At 41.3% G+C, this 20,940-nt stretch carries 23 protein-coding genes and 1 tRNA gene; 16 read left to right on the forward strand and 8 right to left on the reverse strand.

Annotation, left to right across the window (positions count from 1 at the left end; all coding sequences use genetic code 11):
- The first annotated feature begins 52 nt into the window (after positions 1 to 52).
- Positions 53 to 463, forward strand: coding sequence for a DUF4293 domain-containing protein (locus JS40_RS13490; RefSeq protein ID WP_034261392.1), 411 nt, complete (start codon positions 53 to 55; stop codon positions 461 to 463).
- An 80-nt stretch (positions 464 to 543) separates the two neighbouring features.
- On the opposite strand, the gene JS40_RS13495 is transcribed toward JS40_RS13490, so the two are convergent.
- Positions 544 to 1,035 (reverse strand): metallophosphoesterase family protein, encoded by a 492-nt coding sequence (locus JS40_RS13495; protein WP_034262547.1) that lies wholly within the window; start codon positions 1,033 to 1,035, stop codon positions 544 to 546.
- Between the two features lie 75 nt (positions 1,036 to 1,110).
- Here JS40_RS13495 and truA point away from each other — a divergent pair, with 75 nt between their 5' ends.
- The gene (gene truA, locus JS40_RS13500) at positions 1,111 to 1,884 is read left to right on the forward strand and encodes a tRNA pseudouridine(38-40) synthase TruA (protein WP_034262549.1); all 774 of its coding nucleotides are present in this window, start codon (positions 1,111 to 1,113) and stop codon (positions 1,882 to 1,884) included.
- A gap of 4 nt (positions 1,885 to 1,888) precedes the next feature.
- Complete coding sequence (locus JS40_RS13505) at positions 1,889 to 3,652, forward strand: ABC transporter ATP-binding protein (protein ID WP_034261394.1); 1,764 nt, start codon at positions 1,889 to 1,891, stop codon at positions 3,650 to 3,652.
- Here JS40_RS13505 and JS40_RS13510 read toward each other — a convergent pair.
- From JS40_RS13510 to folP, 3 genes are read right to left on the reverse strand one after another with little or no spacing between them, the layout of a single operon-like run.
- A complete protein-coding gene (locus tag JS40_RS13510; protein WP_034261395.1) occupies positions 3,616 to 4,440 on the reverse strand; it encodes a DUF3667 domain-containing protein in 825 nt (274 codons plus the stop codon). The genes JS40_RS13505 and JS40_RS13510 overlap by 37 nt on opposite strands.
- Before the next feature lie 4 nt (positions 4,441 to 4,444).
- A complete protein-coding gene (locus JS40_RS13515) occupies positions 4,445 to 5,230 on the reverse strand; it encodes a diadenylate cyclase (RefSeq protein WP_034261397.1) in 786 nt (261 codons plus the stop codon).
- Positions 5,231 to 5,273: 43 nt separating this feature from the next.
- A complete protein-coding gene (folP, locus tag JS40_RS13520) occupies positions 5,274 to 6,107 on the reverse strand; it encodes a dihydropteroate synthase (protein WP_034261399.1) in 834 nt (277 codons plus the stop codon).
- 52 nt (positions 6,108 to 6,159) lie between these two features.
- On the opposite strand from folP, the gene JS40_RS13525 reads away from it, so the two are divergent.
- From JS40_RS13525 to JS40_RS13570, 10 genes are all read left to right on the forward strand, one after another.
- Positions 6,160 to 6,702 carry a DUF1599 domain-containing protein gene (locus JS40_RS13525; protein WP_034261402.1) on the forward strand — a complete coding sequence of 181 codons (543 nt, stop codon included), beginning with the start codon at positions 6,160 to 6,162 and terminating at the stop codon, positions 6,700 to 6,702.
- Positions 6,699 to 7,796, forward strand: a complete 1,098-nt coding sequence (locus JS40_RS13530) for a BT_3928 family protein (protein ID WP_034261404.1) — start codon at positions 6,699 to 6,701, stop codon at positions 7,794 to 7,796. The genes JS40_RS13525 and JS40_RS13530 overlap by 4 nt, the downstream gene beginning before the upstream one ends.
- A gap of 1 nt (position 7,797) precedes the next feature.
- Entirely contained in the window at positions 7,798 to 8,871 is a 1,074-nt protein-coding gene (locus JS40_RS13535) for an ABC transporter permease (RefSeq protein ID WP_034261406.1), read from the forward strand.
- A gap of 11 nt (positions 8,872 to 8,882) precedes the next feature.
- Positions 8,883 to 9,635, forward strand: coding sequence for a triose-phosphate isomerase (gene tpiA, locus JS40_RS13540; protein WP_034261408.1), 753 nt, complete (start codon positions 8,883 to 8,885; stop codon positions 9,633 to 9,635).
- Positions 9,632 to 10,465: a 50S ribosomal protein L11 methyltransferase gene (gene prmA, locus JS40_RS13545; protein WP_034261410.1), complete on the forward strand. Its 834-nt coding sequence runs from the start codon at positions 9,632 to 9,634 to the stop codon at positions 10,463 to 10,465. Before tpiA ends, prmA begins: the two co-directional genes overlap by 4 nt.
- Before the next feature lie 16 nt (positions 10,466 to 10,481).
- Positions 10,482 to 10,757: an ATP-dependent Clp protease adaptor ClpS gene (locus tag JS40_RS13550; protein ID WP_034262550.1), complete on the forward strand. Its 276-nt coding sequence runs from the start codon at positions 10,482 to 10,484 to the stop codon at positions 10,755 to 10,757.
- A gap of 156 nt (positions 10,758 to 10,913) precedes the next feature.
- The gene (locus JS40_RS13555) at positions 10,914 to 11,759 is read left to right on the forward strand and encodes a zinc-dependent metalloprotease (RefSeq protein WP_034261411.1); all 846 of its coding nucleotides are present in this window, start codon (positions 10,914 to 10,916) and stop codon (positions 11,757 to 11,759) included.
- A gap of 102 nt (positions 11,760 to 11,861) precedes the next feature.
- Positions 11,862 to 11,935 (forward strand) — tRNA-Arg (locus JS40_RS13560).
- A gap of 91 nt (positions 11,936 to 12,026) precedes the next feature.
- Positions 12,027 to 12,245, forward strand: coding sequence for a hypothetical protein (locus JS40_RS15425; protein WP_152558188.1), 219 nt, complete (start codon positions 12,027 to 12,029; stop codon positions 12,243 to 12,245).
- 133 nt (positions 12,246 to 12,378) lie between these two features.
- On the forward strand, positions 12,379 to 12,891 hold the full coding sequence (locus tag JS40_RS13570) for an adenine phosphoribosyltransferase (protein WP_034262552.1): 513 nt from the start codon (positions 12,379 to 12,381) through the stop codon (positions 12,889 to 12,891).
- Here JS40_RS13570 and JS40_RS13575 read toward each other — a convergent pair.
- The 4 genes from JS40_RS13575 to JS40_RS13590 form a co-directional block, all read right to left on the reverse strand.
- Positions 12,888 to 13,040 carry a hypothetical protein gene (locus JS40_RS13575; protein WP_034261415.1) on the reverse strand — a complete coding sequence of 51 codons (153 nt, stop codon included), beginning with the start codon at positions 13,038 to 13,040 and terminating at the stop codon, positions 12,888 to 12,890. The two genes, JS40_RS13570 and JS40_RS13575, sit on opposite strands and share 4 nt — an antisense overlap.
- A gap of 64 nt (positions 13,041 to 13,104) precedes the next feature.
- A complete protein-coding gene (locus tag JS40_RS14915) occupies positions 13,105 to 15,048 on the reverse strand; it encodes a hypothetical protein (RefSeq protein WP_051957615.1) in 1,944 nt (647 codons plus the stop codon).
- A gap of 1 nt (position 15,049) precedes the next feature.
- Positions 15,050 to 15,406, reverse strand: coding sequence for a BlaI/MecI/CopY family transcriptional regulator (locus tag JS40_RS13585; protein WP_034262554.1), 357 nt, complete (start codon positions 15,404 to 15,406; stop codon positions 15,050 to 15,052).
- 6 nt (positions 15,407 to 15,412) lie between these two features.
- Positions 15,413 to 15,859 (reverse strand): hypothetical protein, encoded by a 447-nt coding sequence (locus tag JS40_RS13590; protein ID WP_152558189.1) that lies wholly within the window; start codon positions 15,857 to 15,859, stop codon positions 15,413 to 15,415.
- A 241-nt stretch (positions 15,860 to 16,100) separates the two neighbouring features.
- Here JS40_RS13590 and JS40_RS13595 point away from each other — a divergent pair, with 241 nt between their 5' ends.
- The 3 genes from JS40_RS13595 to JS40_RS14920 all read left to right on the forward strand — a co-directional run bounded on the left by JS40_RS13595 (position 16,101) and on the right by JS40_RS14920 (position 20,836).
- Positions 16,101 to 17,054 carry a calcium/sodium antiporter gene (locus JS40_RS13595; protein ID WP_034261421.1) on the forward strand — a complete coding sequence of 318 codons (954 nt, stop codon included), beginning with the start codon at positions 16,101 to 16,103 and terminating at the stop codon, positions 17,052 to 17,054.
- 186 nt (positions 17,055 to 17,240) lie between these two features.
- A complete protein-coding gene (locus JS40_RS13600; RefSeq protein ID WP_034261423.1) occupies positions 17,241 to 19,427 on the forward strand; it encodes a glutamine synthetase III family protein in 2,187 nt (728 codons plus the stop codon).
- A 578-nt stretch (positions 19,428 to 20,005) separates the two neighbouring features.
- Positions 20,006 to 20,836, forward strand: a complete 831-nt coding sequence (locus JS40_RS14920) for a hypothetical protein (RefSeq protein ID WP_051957616.1) — start codon at positions 20,006 to 20,008, stop codon at positions 20,834 to 20,836.
- The last annotated feature ends 104 nt before the right edge of the window (positions 20,837 to 20,940 follow it).

Consider the following 20,940-nt stretch of genomic DNA (forward strand, 5'->3'; position numbering starts at 1 on the left):
ATTTAAATTTTTTATAAATAAGTTCTATTTTTGCAGGCAAAGAAGCTTACTTATGTTGCAACGCATCCAAACGATCTATTTAGTGATCTCCATACTGGTGATGGGTGCATTGTATATGTGGTTTCCTGTAGTGCGGGATTTAGCTGGGGTACTGGTTATAGAACGAAGTGAGCCCTTGGTATTTGGTCTTATTTTTGTTAGCATTGCTTTGACGATCATTTCAATTTTGAGTTTTAAAAAACGGCAGCTGCAATTTGTGCTCAACCGTTTAACGATCATATTAAACTTTGTATTACTGGGAGTTTTCGTGTACAGGTCGCTAACCTTATCCGGAGAGACATGGGTCTCAGAGAAGGGTATTGGGGTGCTTTTTCCCATCATTTCTATCGTTTTTTTAGTGCTGGCCAATAAGGCCATTAAAAGGGACGAGGATCTCGTAAAATCTGTGGACCGACTACGTTAAACTACGTCTTAGTATCTATTAGTGCAAGACCCTCGAAGAATGCCATCTTCGGGGGTTTTTTGTTTTCAATAGGTAGAATTCTATCTGGGAAATTCGATCACTTCCAGTTGTTGTATCTTCTGTCCGTCAATTTCAAACCGAAGCATGGTTCGTACCTTATGAAAACCATGTTTTCCAACTGCTCCGGGATTCATATGGAGCACCCCGAACTTTTTATCGGGCATTACTTTTAGAATATGTGAATGTCCGCATATAAATAGACGTGGCGGATTCGCCTGCATTTCGGCTCTAATCCCTGAAGCATAGCGACCCGGATACCCTCCAATATGGGTGATCCACACCGAAACATCTTCACACATAAAGCGTTCATGCTCCGGAAAGGAAGTGCGCACTTCGGTCCCGTCGATATTCCCATGAACAGCGCGCAGCGATTGGTATTCTTGTATGGCATCGGTCACCGCCAGATCTCCAATATCACCGGCATGCCATACCTCATCGGCCTGTTGTACGTATTTCAGGATTTTGTTGTCCATATAACCGTGGGTGTCGCTAAGTAGTAGGATTTTTTTCATGTTTTTCTGAAAGGCTTCTGTCTTTAGAAGTGTTTGGTTTGCGTATCTTTGGCGGTAGTTCAAAAGTACAGATTCTTGCGCTATTTTATTGAAATAAGCTACAACGGAAAAAATTATCACGGTTGGCAGGTACAACCCGATGCTACCAGTGTACAAGAGGTTCTTGAGAAAAGCCTTTCTACCTTGCTTCGGAAAGAGATCAAGGTAACAGGAGCAGGTCGAACCGACACCGGCGTTCACGCCAAACAGTTGTTCGCGCACTTCGATACCGAACCTCTGGCGGATGCTTCGGTCTTACAATTTAGGCTCAATTCCCTCCTTCCGAAAGATATTTCAGTAAAGAATATTCTGGAAGTTAATGAAGAGGCGCACGCCAGATTCGACGCCTTAGAACGCGAATATAAATATGTGATCAATTTGGAGAAGGATCCCTTTTCTATCGATCTGGCTTATTTTGTTCATCAAAAACCTTCCGTAGCATTGATGAACCAAGCCGCAAAGATATTATTGGACTATAACGATTTTCAATGCTTTTCCAGATCCAGGACAGATGTAAAGACTTATTATTGTAACATTAATAAGGCCTCTTGGGAAGAAGTAGACCAACAGTTGATCTTTACCATAGCGGCAGATCGTTTTTTGCGCAACATGGTGCGAGCCATTGTAGGCACCTTATTGGAAATTGGCTTTGAAAAAATTACTTTAGAAGATTTTCACAATATTCTAAAAAGCAGGGACAGAAGTAAGGCGGGGGCTTCGGCATCTGCACAAGGTTTGTTTTTAACACGCGTTAGATACCCAAACAGTATTTTTATAAACGAACCGATAAACGAATCGCTAGGACAATAGTACTATGGAAGAATCTGGAAAAGCATTCGATTTTAAACTCTTTAAACGGTTATTGGCCTTCACGCGACCTTACCGTTTGATCTTCTATTTTGTGGCATTTGCTGCGATTGTCATGTCTGGTCTGGCCATTTTAAGACCTTATTTATTACAGCAGACCATCGATAAGTCGATTGTCCCTCAAGACGGCGATCAATTAATTTACTTTATTACCTTGATGCTGGTGGTTCTCTTGCTTGAGGTGCTCTTTCAATTTGCCTTTATATTCTATGCCACCTGGTTAGGACAAAGCGTGATCAAGGATATTCGAGTCAAGCTCTTTAAGTTGATGATGAGTTTCCGGATGAAATATTTTGACAAAAGTGCCGTGGGGCGCTTGACCACGCGTGCGGTAAATGATATAGAGACCATTTCGAGTATTTTTAGCGAAGGTCTTTTTATGATCATTAGTGATTTGTTGAAGATGTTTGTAATCGCAGGCTTTATGTTGTACCAAAGCTGGCGTCTATCGCTTATTGTCTTTACTATACTTCCTTTAATTATCTACGCAACACGGGTATTTCAAAAAGCAATGAAAGTGGCGTTTGAAGAAGTGCGAAATCAGGTGGCCAACTTAAACGGATTTGTGCAAGAGCGAATCACCGGCATGAAGATCGTACAGATCTTTACACGAGAGGACACAGAGTACCGTCACTTCAAAGAGATCAACGAAAAGCATAAGAAGGCCTGGGTAAAAACAGTGTGGTACAACTCGATATTCTTTCCTATTGCCGAGATGGCCTCATCGGTCGCCATTGGTCTCGTTGTTTGGTACGGCGGACTGAATGCCGTGGGTGGTGGTGTGATCACGCTAGGGATCATTACCATGTTTATAGAGCTCGCACAAATGCTTTTCCGTCCTTTACGGCAGATCGCAGATAAATTTAATTCCCTCCAAATGGGGATGGTTGCAGCGAATCGTGTTTTTGGTATTTTGGACACCAAATCCCATATCGCAGATGAGGGAACAATAAAACTGGAGGAAACCAAAGGATCGATCGAATTCAAGAATGTTCGGTTTGGGTATAATGAGAATGAAGAGGTAATTAAAGACATCTCCTTTGCAGTACAGTCCGGTCAAACGGTGGCCATAGTAGGTGCTACCGGTGCAGGAAAATCTACAATAATCAATCTTCTCAATCGCTTTTATGAGATCAACAGCGGCTCGATTCTCATAGACAAAGTCGATATTAAAGATTACACTTTAGCATCACTACGAAGCAATATTGCTATTGTACTTCAGGATGTTTTTCTTTTTGCAGATACCATTCTCAATAACATCACCCTTCAGGATCCTGATATTACAGAAGATGAGGTAATTGCTGCTGCTAAGGAAATAGGAGTGCACAAATTTATAAAGACACTGCCCGGTGGTTATCATTATAATGTTAAAGAACGCGGCAGTATGTTATCTTCAGGACAACGGCAATTGATCGCTTTTTTAAGAGCGTATGTGAGTAAGCCAAGCATACTTATCTTGGATGAAGCAACATCGTCTGTCGATACCTATTCCGAAGAAATGATCCAAACCGCTACAGAGAAGATCACTCAGGGCCGAACTTCTATAGTGATAGCGCATCGTTTGGCAACGATAAAGAAAGCAGACACCATTTTGGTCATGGATGCCGGAAAGATCGTTGAAACGGGAACACACAAGGAATTGTTGAAGAAACAGGACGGCTACTACCGGAACCTTTATGAGGTCCAGTTCATGGCTGAAGAGATGCTATAGGAAATTCCTATTTTTGCTTTCTCGAACTCTACCATTTCCTGAAAATCCCCGGTGAAAATCATTACCACAAGCTGCAATAAACCAATAAGTAGCATGAGGATTCCCGCGACCACAACAAAGAACATGGACCGCCAAAGGATGTTCCTAAACGTCAAAGCATATAATCGTTTATAGGCCAGAGCTGTATAAAAGAACAAAAAAGGGAGCATAGCATAACTGACCACATAAAAATTTCCGCCAAGTATAATAATAGTTAGAATAATTGGAAATGTGGTTAAAGTGAATTGTGCGAACAAATAGGCCATAATCACTAAATGCTCTGTAAAGTTGTATTTATCCAGTCCAATAAAGGTAAGTCTGGCCATTAACGCATATATTGGAATATTGATCAGTGCCAATATAGAATAGTAGTCATAGGTCCACTCCATATCCATATTGGCCTGAGGTGTATTTTCGGGGATCAAAAAGGAGATGTCGAGTGCCTCGGGAAAAAACTTGCGAAGTATGAATATTTGTAATCCGGCAAAGGTCAATGCAATGGCATAATAGCTCACCACATTTACATACTTTTTTCGTACGCCCTTTATGTATTCGCCAATAACGATTTCCGGGTGAGTGAATAACTTTAGGAAGGTTCGTAACAGTGTATTGTCTACATTAAAATACTTCTCGGTGATTTCGTGCCACAGATATTTTAAAGAAAGTCTGTGGTGAACAACTTTTGCACCACAGTTACTGCAAAAGCTATCTTGTTCTTGAAGTTGGTGTTCGCAATTTTTACAATTCATACCGTTAATAGGTTAGGTCCTTTTCAAGTTGCTTCTTTAATTCCTCCAAATTTTCAAACAACACGAAATCCCCGTCCCTTAAATATGAAATTTGTCCGTTCTCTTCCGAAACGACCAAACATACAGCATCTGTTTTTTCTGTAATTCCAACACCTGCTCGGTGTCTTAATCCAAACCGAAGCGGAATGGATCTGTCGTTGGAGACAGGAAGTATCACGCGGGTTGCTGTTACCACATTGTCTTCAATGATAATCGCCCCATCGTGTAACGGACTATTCTTGTAGAAGATACTTTCAATAATAGGTTGATTGACCTCCAGACGCATCTCGTCACCGGTATTCTTTACAAAATCCAAACTGTTGTTACGCTGCAGGACAATAATGGCACCTGTATTGCTCGTGCTCATTTTTTTACAAGCCTCGACGATCTCTTTTACGTTGGTGATGGTCCCGCCTTCACTTGACAGTAATTTGAACTGCTTTAAAAACTTGCGGCGTGCGCCAAAATTGGTTGATCCCAGCATGAGTAAAAATTTCCTGATCTCTTGTTGGAATACCACGATCAAGGCAAACATACCCACCCCTAAGAAACCTCCTAAGATCTTACTGAACAATTCCATCTCGAGAAGTTCGGTAAGTTTCCAAATACCATAGAGAATTACAATTCCCACAAAGATATTGATAGCGACTGTCCCTTTTACGAGTCGATAGATGTAGTACATTAAAAAAGCTACGAGCACTACGTCAATTACATCGATGATCTTAATTTGGGTAAAATCTAAGAGTTCCAAGGGCGTTTCACTTTTTGTAAATGTAGGTTAAATATATAGAAAATTAAGAATTGGATTTTAGGTTTTGAACCAAAGTAATACATTCTACTGCTTCTCTCACATCGTGTACTCGCAGGATGGAGGCACCTTTCAGTAAAGCAATGGTGTTGAGGGCTGTGGTTCCGTTTAATGCTTCCTCCGAGGTGGATTCCAGCGTTTTGTACACCATCGATTTTCTTGAGATCCCGGCAAGAAACGGAATCTCAAGGCTTTGAAATTGATCCAATTGGTTTAATAATTCGAAACTCTGTTGTCGGGTTTTGGCGAAGCCAAAACCCGGATCTGCAATAATGTCGTTGATCCCGGCCTGTCGTGCCAATGTGAGCTTTTCAGAAAAATAAAAAAGAACCTCCTGCGTCACATCTTCGTATTTCGCTTCCTGTGCCATGGTCTGGGGTGTACCCCGCATGTGCATTAGAATATAAGGGACGCCTAGTTGACTCACGGTAGTATACATAGTATCATCCAAACGTCCTCCGGAGATGTCGTTCACAATAGCTGCGCCCTTTATCACAGCTTCCTTGGCCACGGCGGCCCGAAAAGTGTCGATAGAAAGAATGGTATCCGGAAATTCGGCAAGGATATTTTCTATAGCGGGAAGGACCCGCTTCAGTTCTTCCGCTTCGGAAACAGTTGAGGCGCCGGGACGTGAGCTGTAACCTCCCACATCGAGAATGGCAGCTCCTTCAGAAAGCATTTTACGAGCCTGTTTCAGAATCGCTTCCGAAGAAATGGTCGTTCCCCCATCATAGAACGAATCCGGGGTTACATTAATGATTCCCATGACCCTTGGGGTAGAGAGGTCTAAAAGTTTCCCGTTACAATTGATGGTTTGCAATTTTTTAAATTGATTTATTTACCCGAAATTTACGCAAAATAGTAGAAACCCCATGCCGGATACCTCAGAACAGTACAACGATGTTATAGAACGATGCAGAGCGCTGTTTATTAATAAAATGAAGGATTATGGAAGTGCCTGGCGCATTCTTAGATTGCCCTCGCTCACAGACCAGATCTTTATTAAAGCTCAACGCATTCGGGGATTACAGCAAAATGCAGAGCGCAAAGTGGACGAGGGAGCGGGGAGTGAATTCGTGGGGATCATCAATTATTCGGTGATGGCGCTTATTCAGTTAAAAAGGGGTGTTGTGGAACAGCCAGATCTTTCACTGGAAGAGGCAACACAATTATACGACGAGCAGGTGGCCGATACTAAGCAGCTTATGCTCGATAAAAATCACGATTACGGAGAGGCCTGGCGGGATATGAGGGTGAGTTCGTTGACAGACCTTATCCTTCAAAAATTGTTACGGGTAAAACAAATAGAGAACAATCAAGGTAAGACACTTGTAAGCGAAGGCATTGATGCTAATTATCAGGATATGATCAATTATGCGGTCTTTGCGCTAATCCATTTAAACGAAAACGAATGAAAGTAATAGTGGGCGTATCACGCATCTTTGTCGGAATTTTATTTCTTATTAGTGGATTGATCAAATTGAACGATCCGGTAGGTTTTTCCTTTAAGCTGAAGGATTACTTTGCCCCCGATGTTCTTGATCTGGAATTTTTGGTCCCCTATGCACTGCTCATCGCAATTTTTGTGGTGATCTATGAAGTGTTGCTGGGCGTTATGATCATTATAGGCTATGCAAAACGGTTTACACTCTGGAGCCTCTTGCTTATGATCGTCTTCTTCACCTTTCTCACCTTTTATTCTGCCTATTTCAACAAGGTGACAGATTGCGGGTGTTTTGGGGATGCCTTAAAGCTCACGCCTTGGGAATCCTTTACCAAGGATGTGGTGCTCTTAGTGCTTATTTTAATACTTTTCTTCGGAAAGAGATACCTTCAGCCATTCTTTACCAGCGGCACCCGAAGTATTATTGTGTTCGCTTCTTTCGTGGGATGTTTGGGGATCACATATTACGTCCTTCAGCATTTACCCATTATAGACTTTCGACCGTATAAAATTGGAGCTAATATTCAAGAGGGAATGACGATTCCTGAAGGAGCACCGCAACCCATTTTTGAATACCACTGGAAATTCAATATAGATGGAGAGGAGCAGGTAATTACTACCAACGGGGATTATCCGCAAGTAGATGGAACCTTTATTGGTGTTGAAACGGAAGAGATCCAGGAAGGATATGAACCACCTGTACACGATTTTAGCATCGAAAGAAATGGAGAAGATTTTACCACACAATTTCTTGACGAGAAAAACCTTATCGTGATCGTGGTATATAATCTTGCCAATAGTGAAAAGGAAGGATTTGCGGCTGTTCGAAAGGTGACCGATGAAGCCCTGGCAAAGGGATATAAAGTGATAGGGATGTCTGCTTCGTCTCCGGAAGTAATGGGAGAAGTAGTTAAAGAGTATCAATTGAATTTCGATTTTTACTTTTGTGATGAGACCACACTTAAAACTATAGTTCGAAGCAACCCGGGCATCCTCGAATTGCAAAAAGGGACCATCGTTCAAAAACTTCATTTCAATGACGCCGAAGATCTAAAACTCAAGTAAAGTGGGGCGTTACGTACTTCAAAAATTAGGTTATGCACTGTTTACACTATTTGGAGTTGTTACGGTGATCTTTTTGCTGTTCACGATTTTACCCGGAGATCCTGCCCGTATGATGCTGGGACAAAATGAAAGTGCGCAACAGATCGCCGTTGTAAAAAAGAAATATGGTTTCGATCAACCGGTCCCCTTACAATACTTGCAATACCTTAATGATCTCTCGCCTATTTCTTTGCACAGTCTTGAACCGGAAGATTATTCCTTTCGTTCGGAGGGGAAGTACCAAGCAATTTCCTTATTCAGTATAGCCCATACCGAGGTGGTTGTGAAAGTACCTTATTTGCGAGAATCATTTCAAAAGAACGGAAAAAAAGTAAGTGCCGTAATCGCAGAAACGTTACCCAATACAGTAATTCTGGCGGTTTCAGCCATTACTATAGCTATGTTATTAGGGGTGATCCTTGGAATCATCTCAGTAATATTTAAAGATGGCTGGGTCGATAAGTTCATACAATTGGTGAGTACGCTGGGGATGAGCGTCCCCTCTTTTTTTAGCGCCATCCTCTTCGCATGGATCTTCGGGTTTGTACTTCATGAGTACACGCATCTTAACATGACAGGAAGTTTGTATGCTGTGGACGATTTCGGGGAAGGGACTTATATACAATGGAAGAATTTGATCCTTCCTGCCATCGTCCTGGGGATTCGTCCCTTGGCTGTGGTGAGTCAGTTGATGCGGAACTCCTTATTGGAAGTGCTCAATCAGGATTACATACGTACTGCAAAGGCAAAAGGACTTTCCTTCACCACCATTATTAGAAGACATGCGCTAAAGAATTCGCTCAACCCTGTAGTCACCGCCATTTCGGGATGGTTCGCTTCGATGTTGGCCGGAGCCGTATTTGTGGAATATATATTTGGTTGGAATGGGTTGGGAAAAGAGATAGTAGACGCTCTTAATACGTTGGACCTACCTATTATCATGGGAGCGGTAATCGTAATTGCCACCCTTTTCATTCTAATCAATATTTTTGTAGACTTGATCTACGGATGGTTGGATCCAAAAATTAGAACGTAAATGATAGTATTATGAGAAAGAGAATTGTTGCCGGAAACTGGAAAATGAATAACGACCTGGCTGAAACGGAGGTGCTGTTGCAGGAACTGAAGAAACAGGTAATACCGGAAAAGGTTTCGGTATTGGTGGCCCCGTCCTTTACTAATTTGCAACATGCATTTGAGTCTTTACGCGATCATCCCATAGCCGTGGCAGCACAAACGATGCATCAATCTGATCACGGTGCCTTTACCGGTGAGGTGTCTGCAGCGATGCTTAAAAGTGTGGGTGTGAAAACGGTAATCTTGGGTCACAGTGAAAGACGCGCTTATTTTGATGAAGACAATGCATTGTTGGCCGAGAAAGTGACTACCGCATTACGACATGAAATGACAGTTATTTTTTGTATTGGGGAAACACTCCAGGAACGCAAACAAGGGCATCATGTAGAGGTCGTCACAGCACAATTGGAGGAAGGTTTATTCCATATTTCTGAAAACCATTGGCAGCACATCGTACTTGCTTACGAGCCGGTTTGGGCCATTGGCACAGGGGAAACAGCTTCGCCCGAGCAGGCACAGGAAATGCATAAGGAAATTAGAAATATTGTCGCTTCTTCCTATTCTGAAAGTATTGCAGATAAGGTATCTATTCTCTACGGCGGAAGTGTAAAACCGGAGAATGCAAAAGAGATCTTTGGCCAGCCCGACGTAGATGGCGGCCTCATTGGTGGGGCTTCTTTAAATGCAAGGAGTTTTATGGAAATTGTAAGTGCGTTTTTATGAGTTCGGTTTATATTGAATACCAATTTGAAGTTGCGCCCTTGCAACCCGGAGTAGAGATCTTGATAGCAGAGTTAGGTTACGCCGGCTTTGAAAGTTTTGTAGAGACCGAGAATGGGGTAACGGCGTATATTCAGAAGGAAGAATGGCGCGATGATATTTTAGAGGAGATACAGGTGCTGAAATCTGAAGAATTTTCGATCCACTGGACGACTGCAGAGATCGCTCAGGTAAACTGGAATGCCGAATGGGAGAAGAACTTTGACGCTATAGTGGTAGATGACCGCTGCGTGGTTAGAGCCCCATTTCACCCCCAAACCTCAGTACCCTACGAAATCGTGATCGAACCAAAAATGTCTTTTGGAACCGGACATCATGAAACTACCTTTATGATGCTTCAGTATATGTTGGATCATGATTTTAAGAATGAGTCTGTCTTGGATATGGGTTGTGGGACTGCCGTATTGGCTATTTTGGCCGAAAAAAGAGGAGCAAAACAGCTGGATGCGATCGATATCGATCCCTGGTGTGTGGAAAATTCCGAAGAGAATATTGCTCGTAATAATTGTCAACATATCTCAGTCCATCTGGGAGATGCCGCCGTCATTCCGAAGAAAAAATATAGCGTAGTAATCGCAAACATCAACCGGAACATTCTTCTTAATGATATGGAGCATTATAAAAACAGTTTTTTGGCGGGAGGTACTTTGTACCTTAGTGGTTTTTACGAGGAGGACCTTCCGGCCATTCAAACGTGTTGCAATAATTTGGGCTTTCAATTCGTTGATAACAAAAAGAAAAACAATTGGATTGCAGCAAAATTTGTAATTTAACTGGATGACCCTTGTTATGAGTACCAAAGAGAGAATACAAGAAGAAGTTGTTTATGCCGAGCAGGAACAAAAAGAAAATGTCATTGTGCTTTATAATGACGATGTGAACACCTTCGATCATGTGATCAATACACTAATTTATGCTTGCGATCATACGCCAGAGCAAGCCGAACAGTGTTCTATAATTGTGCATTACAAAGGAAAATGTGATGTAAAGTCCGGATCCTACGACGATCTGCACCCGCGATGCACGATGCTTTTGGAAGCAGGACTTAGTGCAGAAATCCTATAAAACCTCACTCTTATATACATTTTTCATATTTCTTAGATTTATTTTGTGGATGCTTCTCAATAAAAGGGATAAGTTTTTGCAAAGTTTGTAATATTTTTCCTACTTTTAAATTAGGTTAACCTACTTATTATTATTCACTAATTTAAATCACTACGTATGAAAAAATTAAAGTACGGACTCTTGAGTTTAATAGCTCTGGGTCTAGTTATGGTATCCTGTTCTAAAGAAGAAGGAACAGAGAACGAAACTGAAGCAGCCAGTGTCAAAGAAGTTCCCCAACGAATTATTGACATCGTGACAGCTTTAGAGTTAAATCCTAATTATGTTCGTTATGGTACATTCCATTTCCCCGATGGCAGTACCGAAGAGCGAATTTTTATTGAAGAAGATATTGTGATGACCGAGAAAGAGTTGTTGGCACTGGAAGGTGTGGATACCGATTCTCGCCAGTATCGCACTTCAAGTCTCGTAAGTCAGGGTCGTAATATTTCCATTATCGGGTATACCGGAGGAAGTCAGGCACTTACTTCAGACGAGCGGACTGCACTTCAATGGGCAGTAAACAACTATAACCGACTTAGCGGCGTGTCTATTAGTTTTACGCTTACCTTCGGAACAAACTACCAAAGCAAGGATATGGTGGTTTACAATAACACCGTCAACAATCCCGGTGGTACAGGAGGTAGTGCCGGTTTTCCCAGTGGAGGATTGCCTCACAAGTTTGTTCAGATCTACGGTTTGAACGGTTATGACACCAATGTTAAAGAGCACGTCATTACCCATGAGATAGGACACTCTGTAGGATTTCGTCATACTGATTGGTTCAGTCGGCAGTCTTGTGGGCAAAATGTCAATGAGGGTACAGCCGGTGTGGGAGCGATCCATATAAGCGGAACGCCTACCGGGTATGATTCTACCTCCATCATGCTTGCGTGTTTTAGTTCCAATGCAGATGGGGAGTTTAACAACAACGATATTACGGCTTTACAGGCCATGTATTAACAGTAACCAACTTAGTAAATTGAAAAAGCTCACGAAAGTGAGCTTTTTTTTATTCGAGACATGGTTAATGCGCAACTATTTTTTATATTTGCACCCCGTTAAGGCCTCGTGGCGCAACTGAATAGCGCATCTGATTACGGCTCAGAAGGTTCCAGGTTTGAATCCTGGCGAGGTCACTACAAGCAGAAAATCCGCACCGAAAGGTGCGGATTTTTTAGTTTCTCAGACTCCCGAATCGAAGATTCGAGGGATGATGAGGAACTAAAAATGGCACGGCTTAGCCGTGTAGATTTTCTATTTGCACAGGGGAGTTTACTCAGGATCTACAATCCTTACCGATCCCGAATCGAAGATTCATGGGATGATGAGAAACTAAAAAAGGCACGGCTTAGCCGTGTAGATTTTCTATTTGCACAAGGGAGTTTACTCAGGATCTACAATCCTTACCGATCCCGAATCGAAGATTCGAGGGATGATAGGAACTAAAAAAGGCACGGCTTAGCTGTGTAGATTTTCTATTTGCACAGGGGAGTTTACTCAAGATCTGCAATGGTAGCGAGGTCACAAAAAAATCCCAAACTATTGTTTGGGATTTTTTTATTGCATAACTTTCAACATGATTGCCTTACAAGACTATATTCGCGACATTCAGGATTTTCCGAAGCAAGGAGTGTTGTTCAAAGATATTACACCGTTACTGGCAAATCCGGAAGCGTCTGCGTTTTGCGTGATGGAACTGGTTAGACTTACCGAGATGCAGCCCATAGACAAAGTAGTTGGGATCGAATCGAGAGGATTTTTTTTCGCCACCCTTTTAGCCAAAGAACTCAACGCCGGCTTTATTCCCATACGTAAGGCAGGAAAGTTACCCCACGCTACCTTGAAACAGCCGTACGCATTAGAATACGGTATGGATTCGCTGGAGATACATGAAGATGCTATTAACAAGGGCGATAAGGTGTTGCTGCACGATGATGTGTTGGCTACGGGAGGGACCGCCAAAGCAGCTTGTAAGTTAATCGAACAATTGGGAGGCGAGATCGTCCAATGCAATTTTTTGATCGAATTGGCCTTTTTGAAAGGCGCACAGAAGCTGAGATCATACGAAATCCGTTCCTTACTTACATATTAGTCCAAGGCATTCTTTGTAACCCAGAGTTTGTAGGCAAAAAGCGCTAATTGCCATTTAGAAGCTTGACTTAGGTCCACACCTTTTTTCGTAAAACTTGGAAGCACCGCCTTATTGAATTTTGCCAGAAACTTGAAGAATCTCTTTTTCATATCTTAAAAATACGAATAAAAATGCCTCGTGATACGAGGCATTTTCGGTTTCGATCTGGAGATGCTATTTTAATTCGATCAAAATATCATCAATGGGTTGACCATCGTCGGTTTGAGTCGTGGTAATAGAATGCTGGCCTTTGCCGTTGTCAACTTCAATTCTAATTCGCGTGATCTCATTGCGGTCATTGCGGCGAAGCTTCGAATAATTGAATTCAATTCCTTTAGCGGACAGATCACTTTTCATTTCCGCAAGCGTTTCGTCACTGGTATTTTTGTCTATTAAGATACTATGTTCCATAGTGCCACCGCCAAATTTGGCAACAGATCCAGAGGAACCACTATAGACAAAGACGTTGTCGTCGGTATCTTCTGTATTGGAGCGCACTATGGCAAGCTGTCTGTCTTTCAGATCCTTTTTTCTTTCTTCGATCTCTACTTCCTTCTCCATGAGCTTATCGCGCATCTCGTTGCGTTTCACTTCTATCGCTGTGCGTCGGTCTTTCAGTTCTTTCTTGCGTTCTATAAGTAATTCTTCTCGTTTCTCGAACCTCGCCCGCTTTCTATCGTCACGTTCCTCCATACGTTCTTCGAGTTCTTTAGATCCAAACCCCAGCGAACCGTCTTCAGAAATGTAAAAATAAAAATCTTCTATGGGGCCGTCTTCTGCGACCTGATAGTTGCCGTTGCCTCCATCACTCTTGATATTTATTGAAATAGAGGTAAGTTCTCCTTTTGCATTGTAATTTACATTGCTGTAGGTAAAAGTAACATTGTGTTCTTCTTTCAAGGTCTTTTGATGCATTTTCAAGTCTGCTTCAGTGGTGTTCTTCGTGATCAAAATATAGATCTCATCGCCAAAACGAACGCCCTTATTCTGAATGCGTTTTTTGGGAGTTTCGTTAAGGATAGAGGTTGTTTCATCATCGTTTTTAGGATCACCAGTGTGGCTGGTTGGTTTTTCTGAAACTTCCGGGAGTACCATTGTTTCAGCGATACGATCGGGAGGGTTCGAGACCGGCTTAAGAGCAGCTGATTCATGATCTTCTGAAGCTTTGCCTTCAGCAGTAAGGCTGCCATATTTCACTACTTCTTTCACATTGAAGCTCACCAGGAACAAGGCCAGCATAGGCAGCACGATAGCGCCTTTTAGTACATTTACTTTTTTTGAATTGCTTTTGTTTAACATAATGATTCGTTTTTTGATTTGTCTGGAGCTTTTGAAGAGTCGGATCTGTCTTCCAAAAACCACCAAACGGGTGAATGATTGATAAAAATTATTGGTAAGTGCCGGTACGGTAAAGGTTGATGAGGCCCTTACCAAGGCCAGTTGATACGCTTTTTTAGATTGAATTTGCTGTATCGTCTCGCTGTCTGCGATGTACTCAAGATTCTCTTCTATGGCGCTCTTGTACAACCATGCAAGGGGGTTCATCCATTGTAGGATCAATACCAAGTTTGTCGCAATGATGTCGGCCGTATGCCATTGCGAAGCGTGAACCCGTTCGTGCTTCAAGATCATACGTAATTCTTCTGCGGAATGCTGACTAGGATTGTAAACAATATATTGAAAGAAGGAAAAAGGAGCGATGTTCCTGTGAGTTTGCACATGCCTTTTATCCTGAACCCTGACCGAAGGAGTTTCATGGATGATCGATAAAAGGGAGGCCAACTGAAGGATAAAACGAACTCCCATGATAAGCACCCCCAGGAAATATAGTACGAGAACTATCTCCCACCAATAGATCGCAATGGCTTCTTGATCCTGAACAATATGAGTGAGCGGGATAGTTTCGGTATAAGAAACAACTGCCGGAGGCGGGACAACCTCTTGATAGGTCACGGTAGTAATTTCCACAACAGGGAGCAACACAGTGCTAATGATCCCTAAAAGCAGAAAATGGCGTTTTGAGACAAACAACGTATCCTTTTGCAGCATAAAGCGATAGACCCCGTAGAACATACTAAGAAGCAGCATCGATTTTCCTAAGTATAGCAGCAGTTCCATGTTATTTCTTTTTTTCGATGATCTCTAAAATCTCACGTAATTCGGAAGCACTGATCTTCTCTTCTTTTGCAAAGAAAGATACCATGCTCTTGTAGTTATTATTGAAAAATCGTTTCATGGCCAGATTCATGAAGCGTTTTGTATATGCTTCTTTGGTAACCAGCGGAAAGTACTGATGCGTCTTTCCATAGGCTGTATAGGACACATATTTCTTCTCTTCCAAGTTCCGTACAATGGTAGAAATGGTATTGTAATGATTCTCTTGAGGAAGTGCAGCGACAATTTCTTTTACAAAGGCTTTTTGCAAATTCCAAAGGACTTGCATTACTTCTTCTTCTTTATTGGTTAGAGGTTCCAGTTGCATCTATTCGGTATAAGGGATTCCGTTTATTAAAATAGTTCCGCCCAATTCTTCGATGGTATATCCACACCAGCCTTGAGCATTCTTTTTCCAGGTTTCTTTATGTTTTTGAGTCGTAATAATTGTGTCCAGTGAAACACCATCCCTGCGAAACATCATTCGCTTCCAGAATTGAGAGGTGTAGACCAAAACACTATCTGAAGCAAGATAATCAATACTGTCTATGTGCATACGTATGGCCAAAGTGGTGTCGATGATGGACCAATCGCGTAGCACATATTCCCGTTGTTTTTCACGGGAAATAACCTCGCCGCTTTCATCATAAATCACTAGGTCTGCAGGAAGTCGTTCCATGTATACATCAATATCTTTACGTTGTGTAGCTTCTATACCTTTCTCAAGGTCAATTTTGATCTGCTCCCGAATGAGTTGCTGCTCTTCTTCGGACACTTTTTTATCTGAATGATTTGAGCAGGACAATAGAATCACTGACAAAAGAAAGAAGACGAATGGCCAATGCTTACATTTCATATAGACACAAACTTAAAACTATTTTTATAGTTATACAACTATTTATTTAGTTTTATAACGAATAATTTAGTTATTTAGTGTGAAGAGGGACCTGATTCTATGGTTTTCTAATTCTGAAATGCTTGAGCAATTATGTATATTCGCAATTCATTTAAGATTTATGAGCATCGTTTACATTTTTATAGGATTGTTGTTACTGGTAGTAGGGGGAGAGTTTTTAGTACGGGCATCGGTAGGCCTGTCCTTTAAACTTCGTTTGTCGAAAATGGTCATTGGTCTCACCGTAGTGTCCTTCGCTACTTCCGCACCCGAGCTTTTAGTGAGTGTGCAAGCGGCTTGGAGCGGCTTTAGTGATATCGCTCTTGGAAACGTAATTGGATCGAATATTGCCAATATTGGATTGGTGTTGGGGATCACGGCTGTAATCTCTCCTTTAACGGTTGATCGTGATTTTTACAAATTCAACTGGCCGGTGATGATGTTCCTCTCCATTGCACTTTATTTTATATTAAGTAGCGGTGATCAAATTAACCGACTCGAGGGGTTCGTTCTTGCAGGTCTCTTATTCGTCTATCTTCTTCTACTGTTGCGCAGAGCTAAGAACGCCAAAGCGAGCGAGCCTACGGGAGATAGTATTGATGAAGGGTTATCCTTGGTTTCCAATTTCAAGATCTTTATATGGTTATTCATAGGAGGTGTCGCACTGTATTTTGGGAGTGAATTATTGGTGAGCGGTGCTGTGGAACTTGCTACCCGGTTAGGGGTAAGTGAACGTGTAATTGCTGTCACCATGATCGCTGTTGGTACGAGTGTTCCTGAGCTGGCTGCTTCTGTGATTGCCGCCTTGAAGAAAGAAAAGGCAATTTCCTTGGGAAATCTTATTGGTTCTAACATCTTCAATATCGCTTCGGTATTAGGTATCACAGCCATTATTCAACCTATATTACTGAAGAGCAGAGCTGTGTTGACTAACGATATCTTCTGGATGATTGGCTTTGCTGCCGTATTGATTCCGTTAGCATTCCTTCCGAAGAAATTCGAGATAGGGAGAATCAAGGGATTGGTGATCGTGGTTGCTTATGCCATCTTTATAAGTCTGGCTTTTATGGAGTAAGCCTGTATTTTTGCGATACAATTTCAGAAAACATCTACTTAATTGTAAAATGCCCTCCTTCTCTAAGGGGGTTATAAACACATTTTATCACTTTATTAATAACTTAACATTAAAAAATAGGGGGTGTGTTCAAAATATAGTTATTTTTGTCCGGTTTAATTCAATCACCTTATTATATATTAGTTTATGGCAACATTACGATTTCAAGCATTGCAAGAAACATTTCATCGCGTTCCTGTAACGGTTCACGAAACGGAGCGTCGTTCTTCCATCTTTGGTAAAAACGTTTTTAACGAAGCAGCCATGCGGCAATACCTTACTAAAGATTCCTATAACAGTGTTATGGATGCCATCGAAAATGGTTCTAAGATCGCCAGGGGTATGGCAGATCATATCTCAACAGGTATGAAAGAGTGGGCCATTTCTAAAGGTGCAACTCATTATACACATTGGTTTCAACCACTTACCGGAGCTACAGCCGAAAAGCATGATGCTTTTTTTGAAACGGTAGGGAACGGACAGACTATAGAAAAATTTGGAGGCGGTCAGCTCGTTCAGCAGGAGCCGGATGCTTCAAGTTTTCCTAACGGCGGTATTCGAAATACTTTTGAAGCTCGTGGATATACGGCATGGGATCCTACATCTCCGGCGTTTATTTATGGAACTACCCTGTGTATTCCTACGGTGTTCGTTTCATATACCGGTGAGGCATTGGATTATAAAACACCTCTATTACGCGCATTACAAACCATCGACCAAGCTGCTACGGCTGTTGCCAAGTATTTCGATAAGAATGTAAGTAAAGTAAACGCAACGCTTGGATGGGAGCAAGAATATTTTTTGATCGACAAAGCACTTGTTGCTGCGCGTCCGGATATTGCATTGTCCGGAAGAACCTTATTAGGACATGCTTCTGCCAAGGGACAACAATTGGATGATCATTACTTTGGATCAATTCCTACACGCGTTCTCAATTATATGCGTGATCTGGAAACGGAATGTATGTATCTGGGTATTCCTGTGAAAACCCGACATAACGAAGTAGCGCCCAACCAATTTGAATTGGCACCTATTTTTGAAGAAACGAATCTGGCGGTGGATCATAACTCCTTATTGATGGATGTGATGGATAAGGTAGCAGACCGACATAATTTTAAAGTGCTGTTTCACGAAAAGCCTTTTAAAGGTGTAAACGGTAGCGGAAAACACAATAACTGGTCGTTGGCTACAAATACGGGAGTGAACTTATTAGGTCCCGGCAGTACACCAATGAAGAACCTTCAGTTCTTAACCTTTTTTATTAATACACTAAAGGCCGTAAACGAATACGAAGAACTTTTACGTGCTTCCATCGCAAGTGCCAGCAACGATCATCGACTGGGAGCAAATGAGGCTCCACCTGCGATCATTTCAGCATTTATTGGATCACAATTGACCCAGGTGTTGGATGAACTGGAGAAAGTGACTAATGGGAAATTATCTCCGCAGGAAAAAACAGACCTTAAATTAAACGTCGTTGGTAAGATCCCAGAAATCCTTCTGGACAATACCGACCGCAACAGAACATCCCCATTTGCCTTTACCGGGAATAAATTTGAATTACGCGCCGTGGGATCTAAAGCGAATTGTGCCAATCCTATGACCGTGCTCAATGCGATTGTCGCAAAACAATTAATAGAGTTCAAGGAAAAGGTAGACGGTCTTATTAAGAATAAGAAAATGAAGAAGGATGATGCTATCTTCAATGTTCTGCGTGAATATATAAAGGATTCGAAGCGAATTCGTTTTGAAGGAGACGGGTATGGAGAAGCCTGGGAAAAGGAAGCTAAAAAGCGAGGATTGAGCAATCACAAGACCACTCCTGAAGCATTGAAGGCCAAGATTTCAAAAAAATCGATCGCATTGTTCGAAGAACTGGGTATCATGAATAAGGTAGAAATGGAAGCGCGCTATGAGATAGAAACTGAGGAATATGCACTACGCATCCAAATTGAAGGGCGAATTTTAGGAGATATTGCACGTAATCATGTGATCCCTACGGCAATTCGCTATCAAAATATCCTTATAGAGAATGTGCAAGGTCTTAAGGACATTTACGGGGCCGGATTCAAGAAGTTAGCCGGAGAACAGATGGAACTTATTGAGCAGATCTCTGAGCATATTGCTAAAATAAACAACGGGATCACACAAATGATCGAAGAACGAAAGAAGGCAAATACCATAATAAACGCCGAAAAAAGAGCCTCCGCCTACTGTACTAAAGTGAAGCCTTATTTTGATGAAATTAGATATCATTGCGACAAACTGGAGTTGCTGGTAGACGACGAGATCTGGCCATTACCAAAATACAGGGAATTATTATTTACAAGATAATACGTTCCACCTTAAAAAAAGCGGCTGATTTTTTCTTGGATCAGCCGCTTTTTTTATGTGTTTTTGAAATATTTTCCTACGAAAATTCTTTTAACAAAAAATTAACATATTGGTGAGTTACGACAATTTGTGTCTTTAAACGACCTTTTCGACATGTAAGTCGATTCCTACTAATATCTTTAACGAGAAAATTCCTACAAATAATTGATTTATAAGAATATACGTGTAAGCACGTATGTTTTAATTAGAAAATAATTTAGATATTTGAAATGTAATTTGAATGTAACTAACCAAGTGATTCATAATTATACTCCTCATTTTTTACCATACTGATTAAGCCTAATAGTCATCTTGATATTGATGACATGTGTATGGGTATTTGAAATTTTTTGAAGTTGAAATAGAAATGATTGATACATATCATTTTTATATGTTGCGCGAAGATAAGTCGCAAAATATATGTCTATACATTATTATAATGATTTAATAATGTTACAGATAGAGGGTGTTGACATTCTCAAGCTAAATTTGACAAACAATTTTTATTAACCAATATTAATCTTTAAATCTTTTAAATTATGAAAAAAGTAGTTTTGAGCGCAGCAGCGCTTTTGATCGCAGCCGTAGGGTTTGCACAGTACAATGACAATGATGTCCTACAAGTGGGTATCTTAAACAACTCTGACGTTAACCAAGTTGGTTTGACTAATGATTCGGACACATTCCAATTAGGATTGGCGAACGATTCTGAAGTTGACCAGTACGGTGTTAGTAACATATCGGATGTTGACCAAAGAGGAATTCTTAATGAGTCTGATGTATTACAAGTTGGAATCGGTAACGATTCTGAAGTTGATCAAAGAGGACGTCGTAACGTATCTAACGTTGTACAGTTAGGTGTAGGTAACGAGTCTGACGTGTATCAGCAAGGACGTCGTAACGACGCCAACACTTTCCAATTAGGATGGGGTAACGATTCTGACATTGATCAGTACGGTCGTCGTAATGACGCAGACGCTGTTCAGTTAGGAGCCTTCAATACTTCTGATATCGATCAGGAAGGAAGAAGAAACGATACCTATGCTTTACAAGTTGGAGCTGGTAACTACCAGTACACTCACCAATTAGGAAGACGTAACACAAATACTTCTTTACAGTTTGGTCTTGGTAACTGGAGTGTTGTTGATCAGCACGGTCGTGACAACGATAACGACATCCTTCAAGTAGGAATTGGTAACGGATCTTGGACTGAGCAGTATGGAAGAGATAATGACAACGATGTATTACAAGTTGGATTATTGAACTTCCAGTACACTCATCAGCATGGTCTTGGTCACATGAGTACTACCGTACAATTAGGTGCCGGTAACACTTCTGTAACTAACCAACACAACTTAGGAGGTTCTTAATTAGAACTTTCAAGTAGATAGTAGTTTTGTATGGGAGTTGCTCAAGTAGCTCCCATACATTACTTCTTAAAAAAGATAAGCTTCTCGGCTTTTTTAACTAACTT

It is taken from the genome of Altibacter lentus (assembly GCF_000746845.1).
GTDB lineage: Bacteria > Bacteroidota > Bacteroidia > Flavobacteriales > Flavobacteriaceae > Altibacter > Altibacter lentus.

Excerpts from the sequence above, each read along its gene's own strand:
- JS40_RS13505 (WP_034261394.1), top strand. The coding sequence starts at position 1,889 with ATGGAAGAATCTGGAAAAGCATTCGATTTTAAACTCTTTAAACGGTTA.
- JS40_RS13510 (WP_034261395.1), bottom strand. The coding sequence starts at position 4,440 with ATGAATTGTAAAAATTGCGAACACCAACTTCAAGAACAAGATAGCTTT.
- tpiA (WP_034261408.1), top strand. The coding sequence starts at position 8,883 with ATGAGAAAGAGAATTGTTGCCGGAAACTGGAAAATGAATAACGACCTG.
- JS40_RS13490 (WP_034261392.1), top strand. The coding sequence starts at position 53 with ATGTTGCAACGCATCCAAACGATCTATTTAGTGATCTCCATACTGGTG.
- prmA (WP_034261410.1), top strand. The coding sequence starts at position 9,632 with ATGAGTTCGGTTTATATTGAATACCAATTTGAAGTTGCGCCCTTGCAA.
- JS40_RS13550 (WP_034262550.1), top strand. The coding sequence starts at position 10,482 with ATGAGTACCAAAGAGAGAATACAAGAAGAAGTTGTTTATGCCGAGCAG.
- JS40_RS13575 (WP_034261415.1), bottom strand. The coding sequence starts at position 13,040 with ATGAAAAAGAGATTCTTCAAGTTTCTGGCAAAATTCAATAAGGCGGTG.
- JS40_RS13600 (WP_034261423.1), top strand. The coding sequence starts at position 17,241 with ATGGCAACATTACGATTTCAAGCATTGCAAGAAACATTTCATCGCGTT.
- JS40_RS13555 (WP_034261411.1), top strand. The coding sequence starts at position 10,914 with ATGAAAAAATTAAAGTACGGACTCTTGAGTTTAATAGCTCTGGGTCTA.
- JS40_RS14920 (WP_051957616.1), top strand. The coding sequence starts at position 20,006 with ATGAAAAAAGTAGTTTTGAGCGCAGCAGCGCTTTTGATCGCAGCCGTA.
- JS40_RS13595 (WP_034261421.1), top strand. The coding sequence starts at position 16,101 with ATGAGCATCGTTTACATTTTTATAGGATTGTTGTTACTGGTAGTAGGG.
- JS40_RS15425 (WP_152558188.1), top strand. The coding sequence starts at position 12,027 with ATGGCACGGCTTAGCCGTGTAGATTTTCTATTTGCACAGGGGAGTTTA.
- JS40_RS13525 (WP_034261402.1), top strand. The coding sequence starts at position 6,160 with ATGCCGGATACCTCAGAACAGTACAACGATGTTATAGAACGATGCAGA.
- JS40_RS13530 (WP_034261404.1), top strand. The coding sequence starts at position 6,699 with ATGAAAGTAATAGTGGGCGTATCACGCATCTTTGTCGGAATTTTATTT.
- JS40_RS14915 (WP_051957615.1), bottom strand. The coding sequence starts at position 15,048 with ATGGAACTGCTGCTATACTTAGGAAAATCGATGCTGCTTCTTAGTATG.
- JS40_RS13495 (WP_034262547.1), bottom strand. The coding sequence starts at position 1,035 with ATGAAAAAAATCCTACTACTTAGCGACACCCACGGTTATATGGACAAC.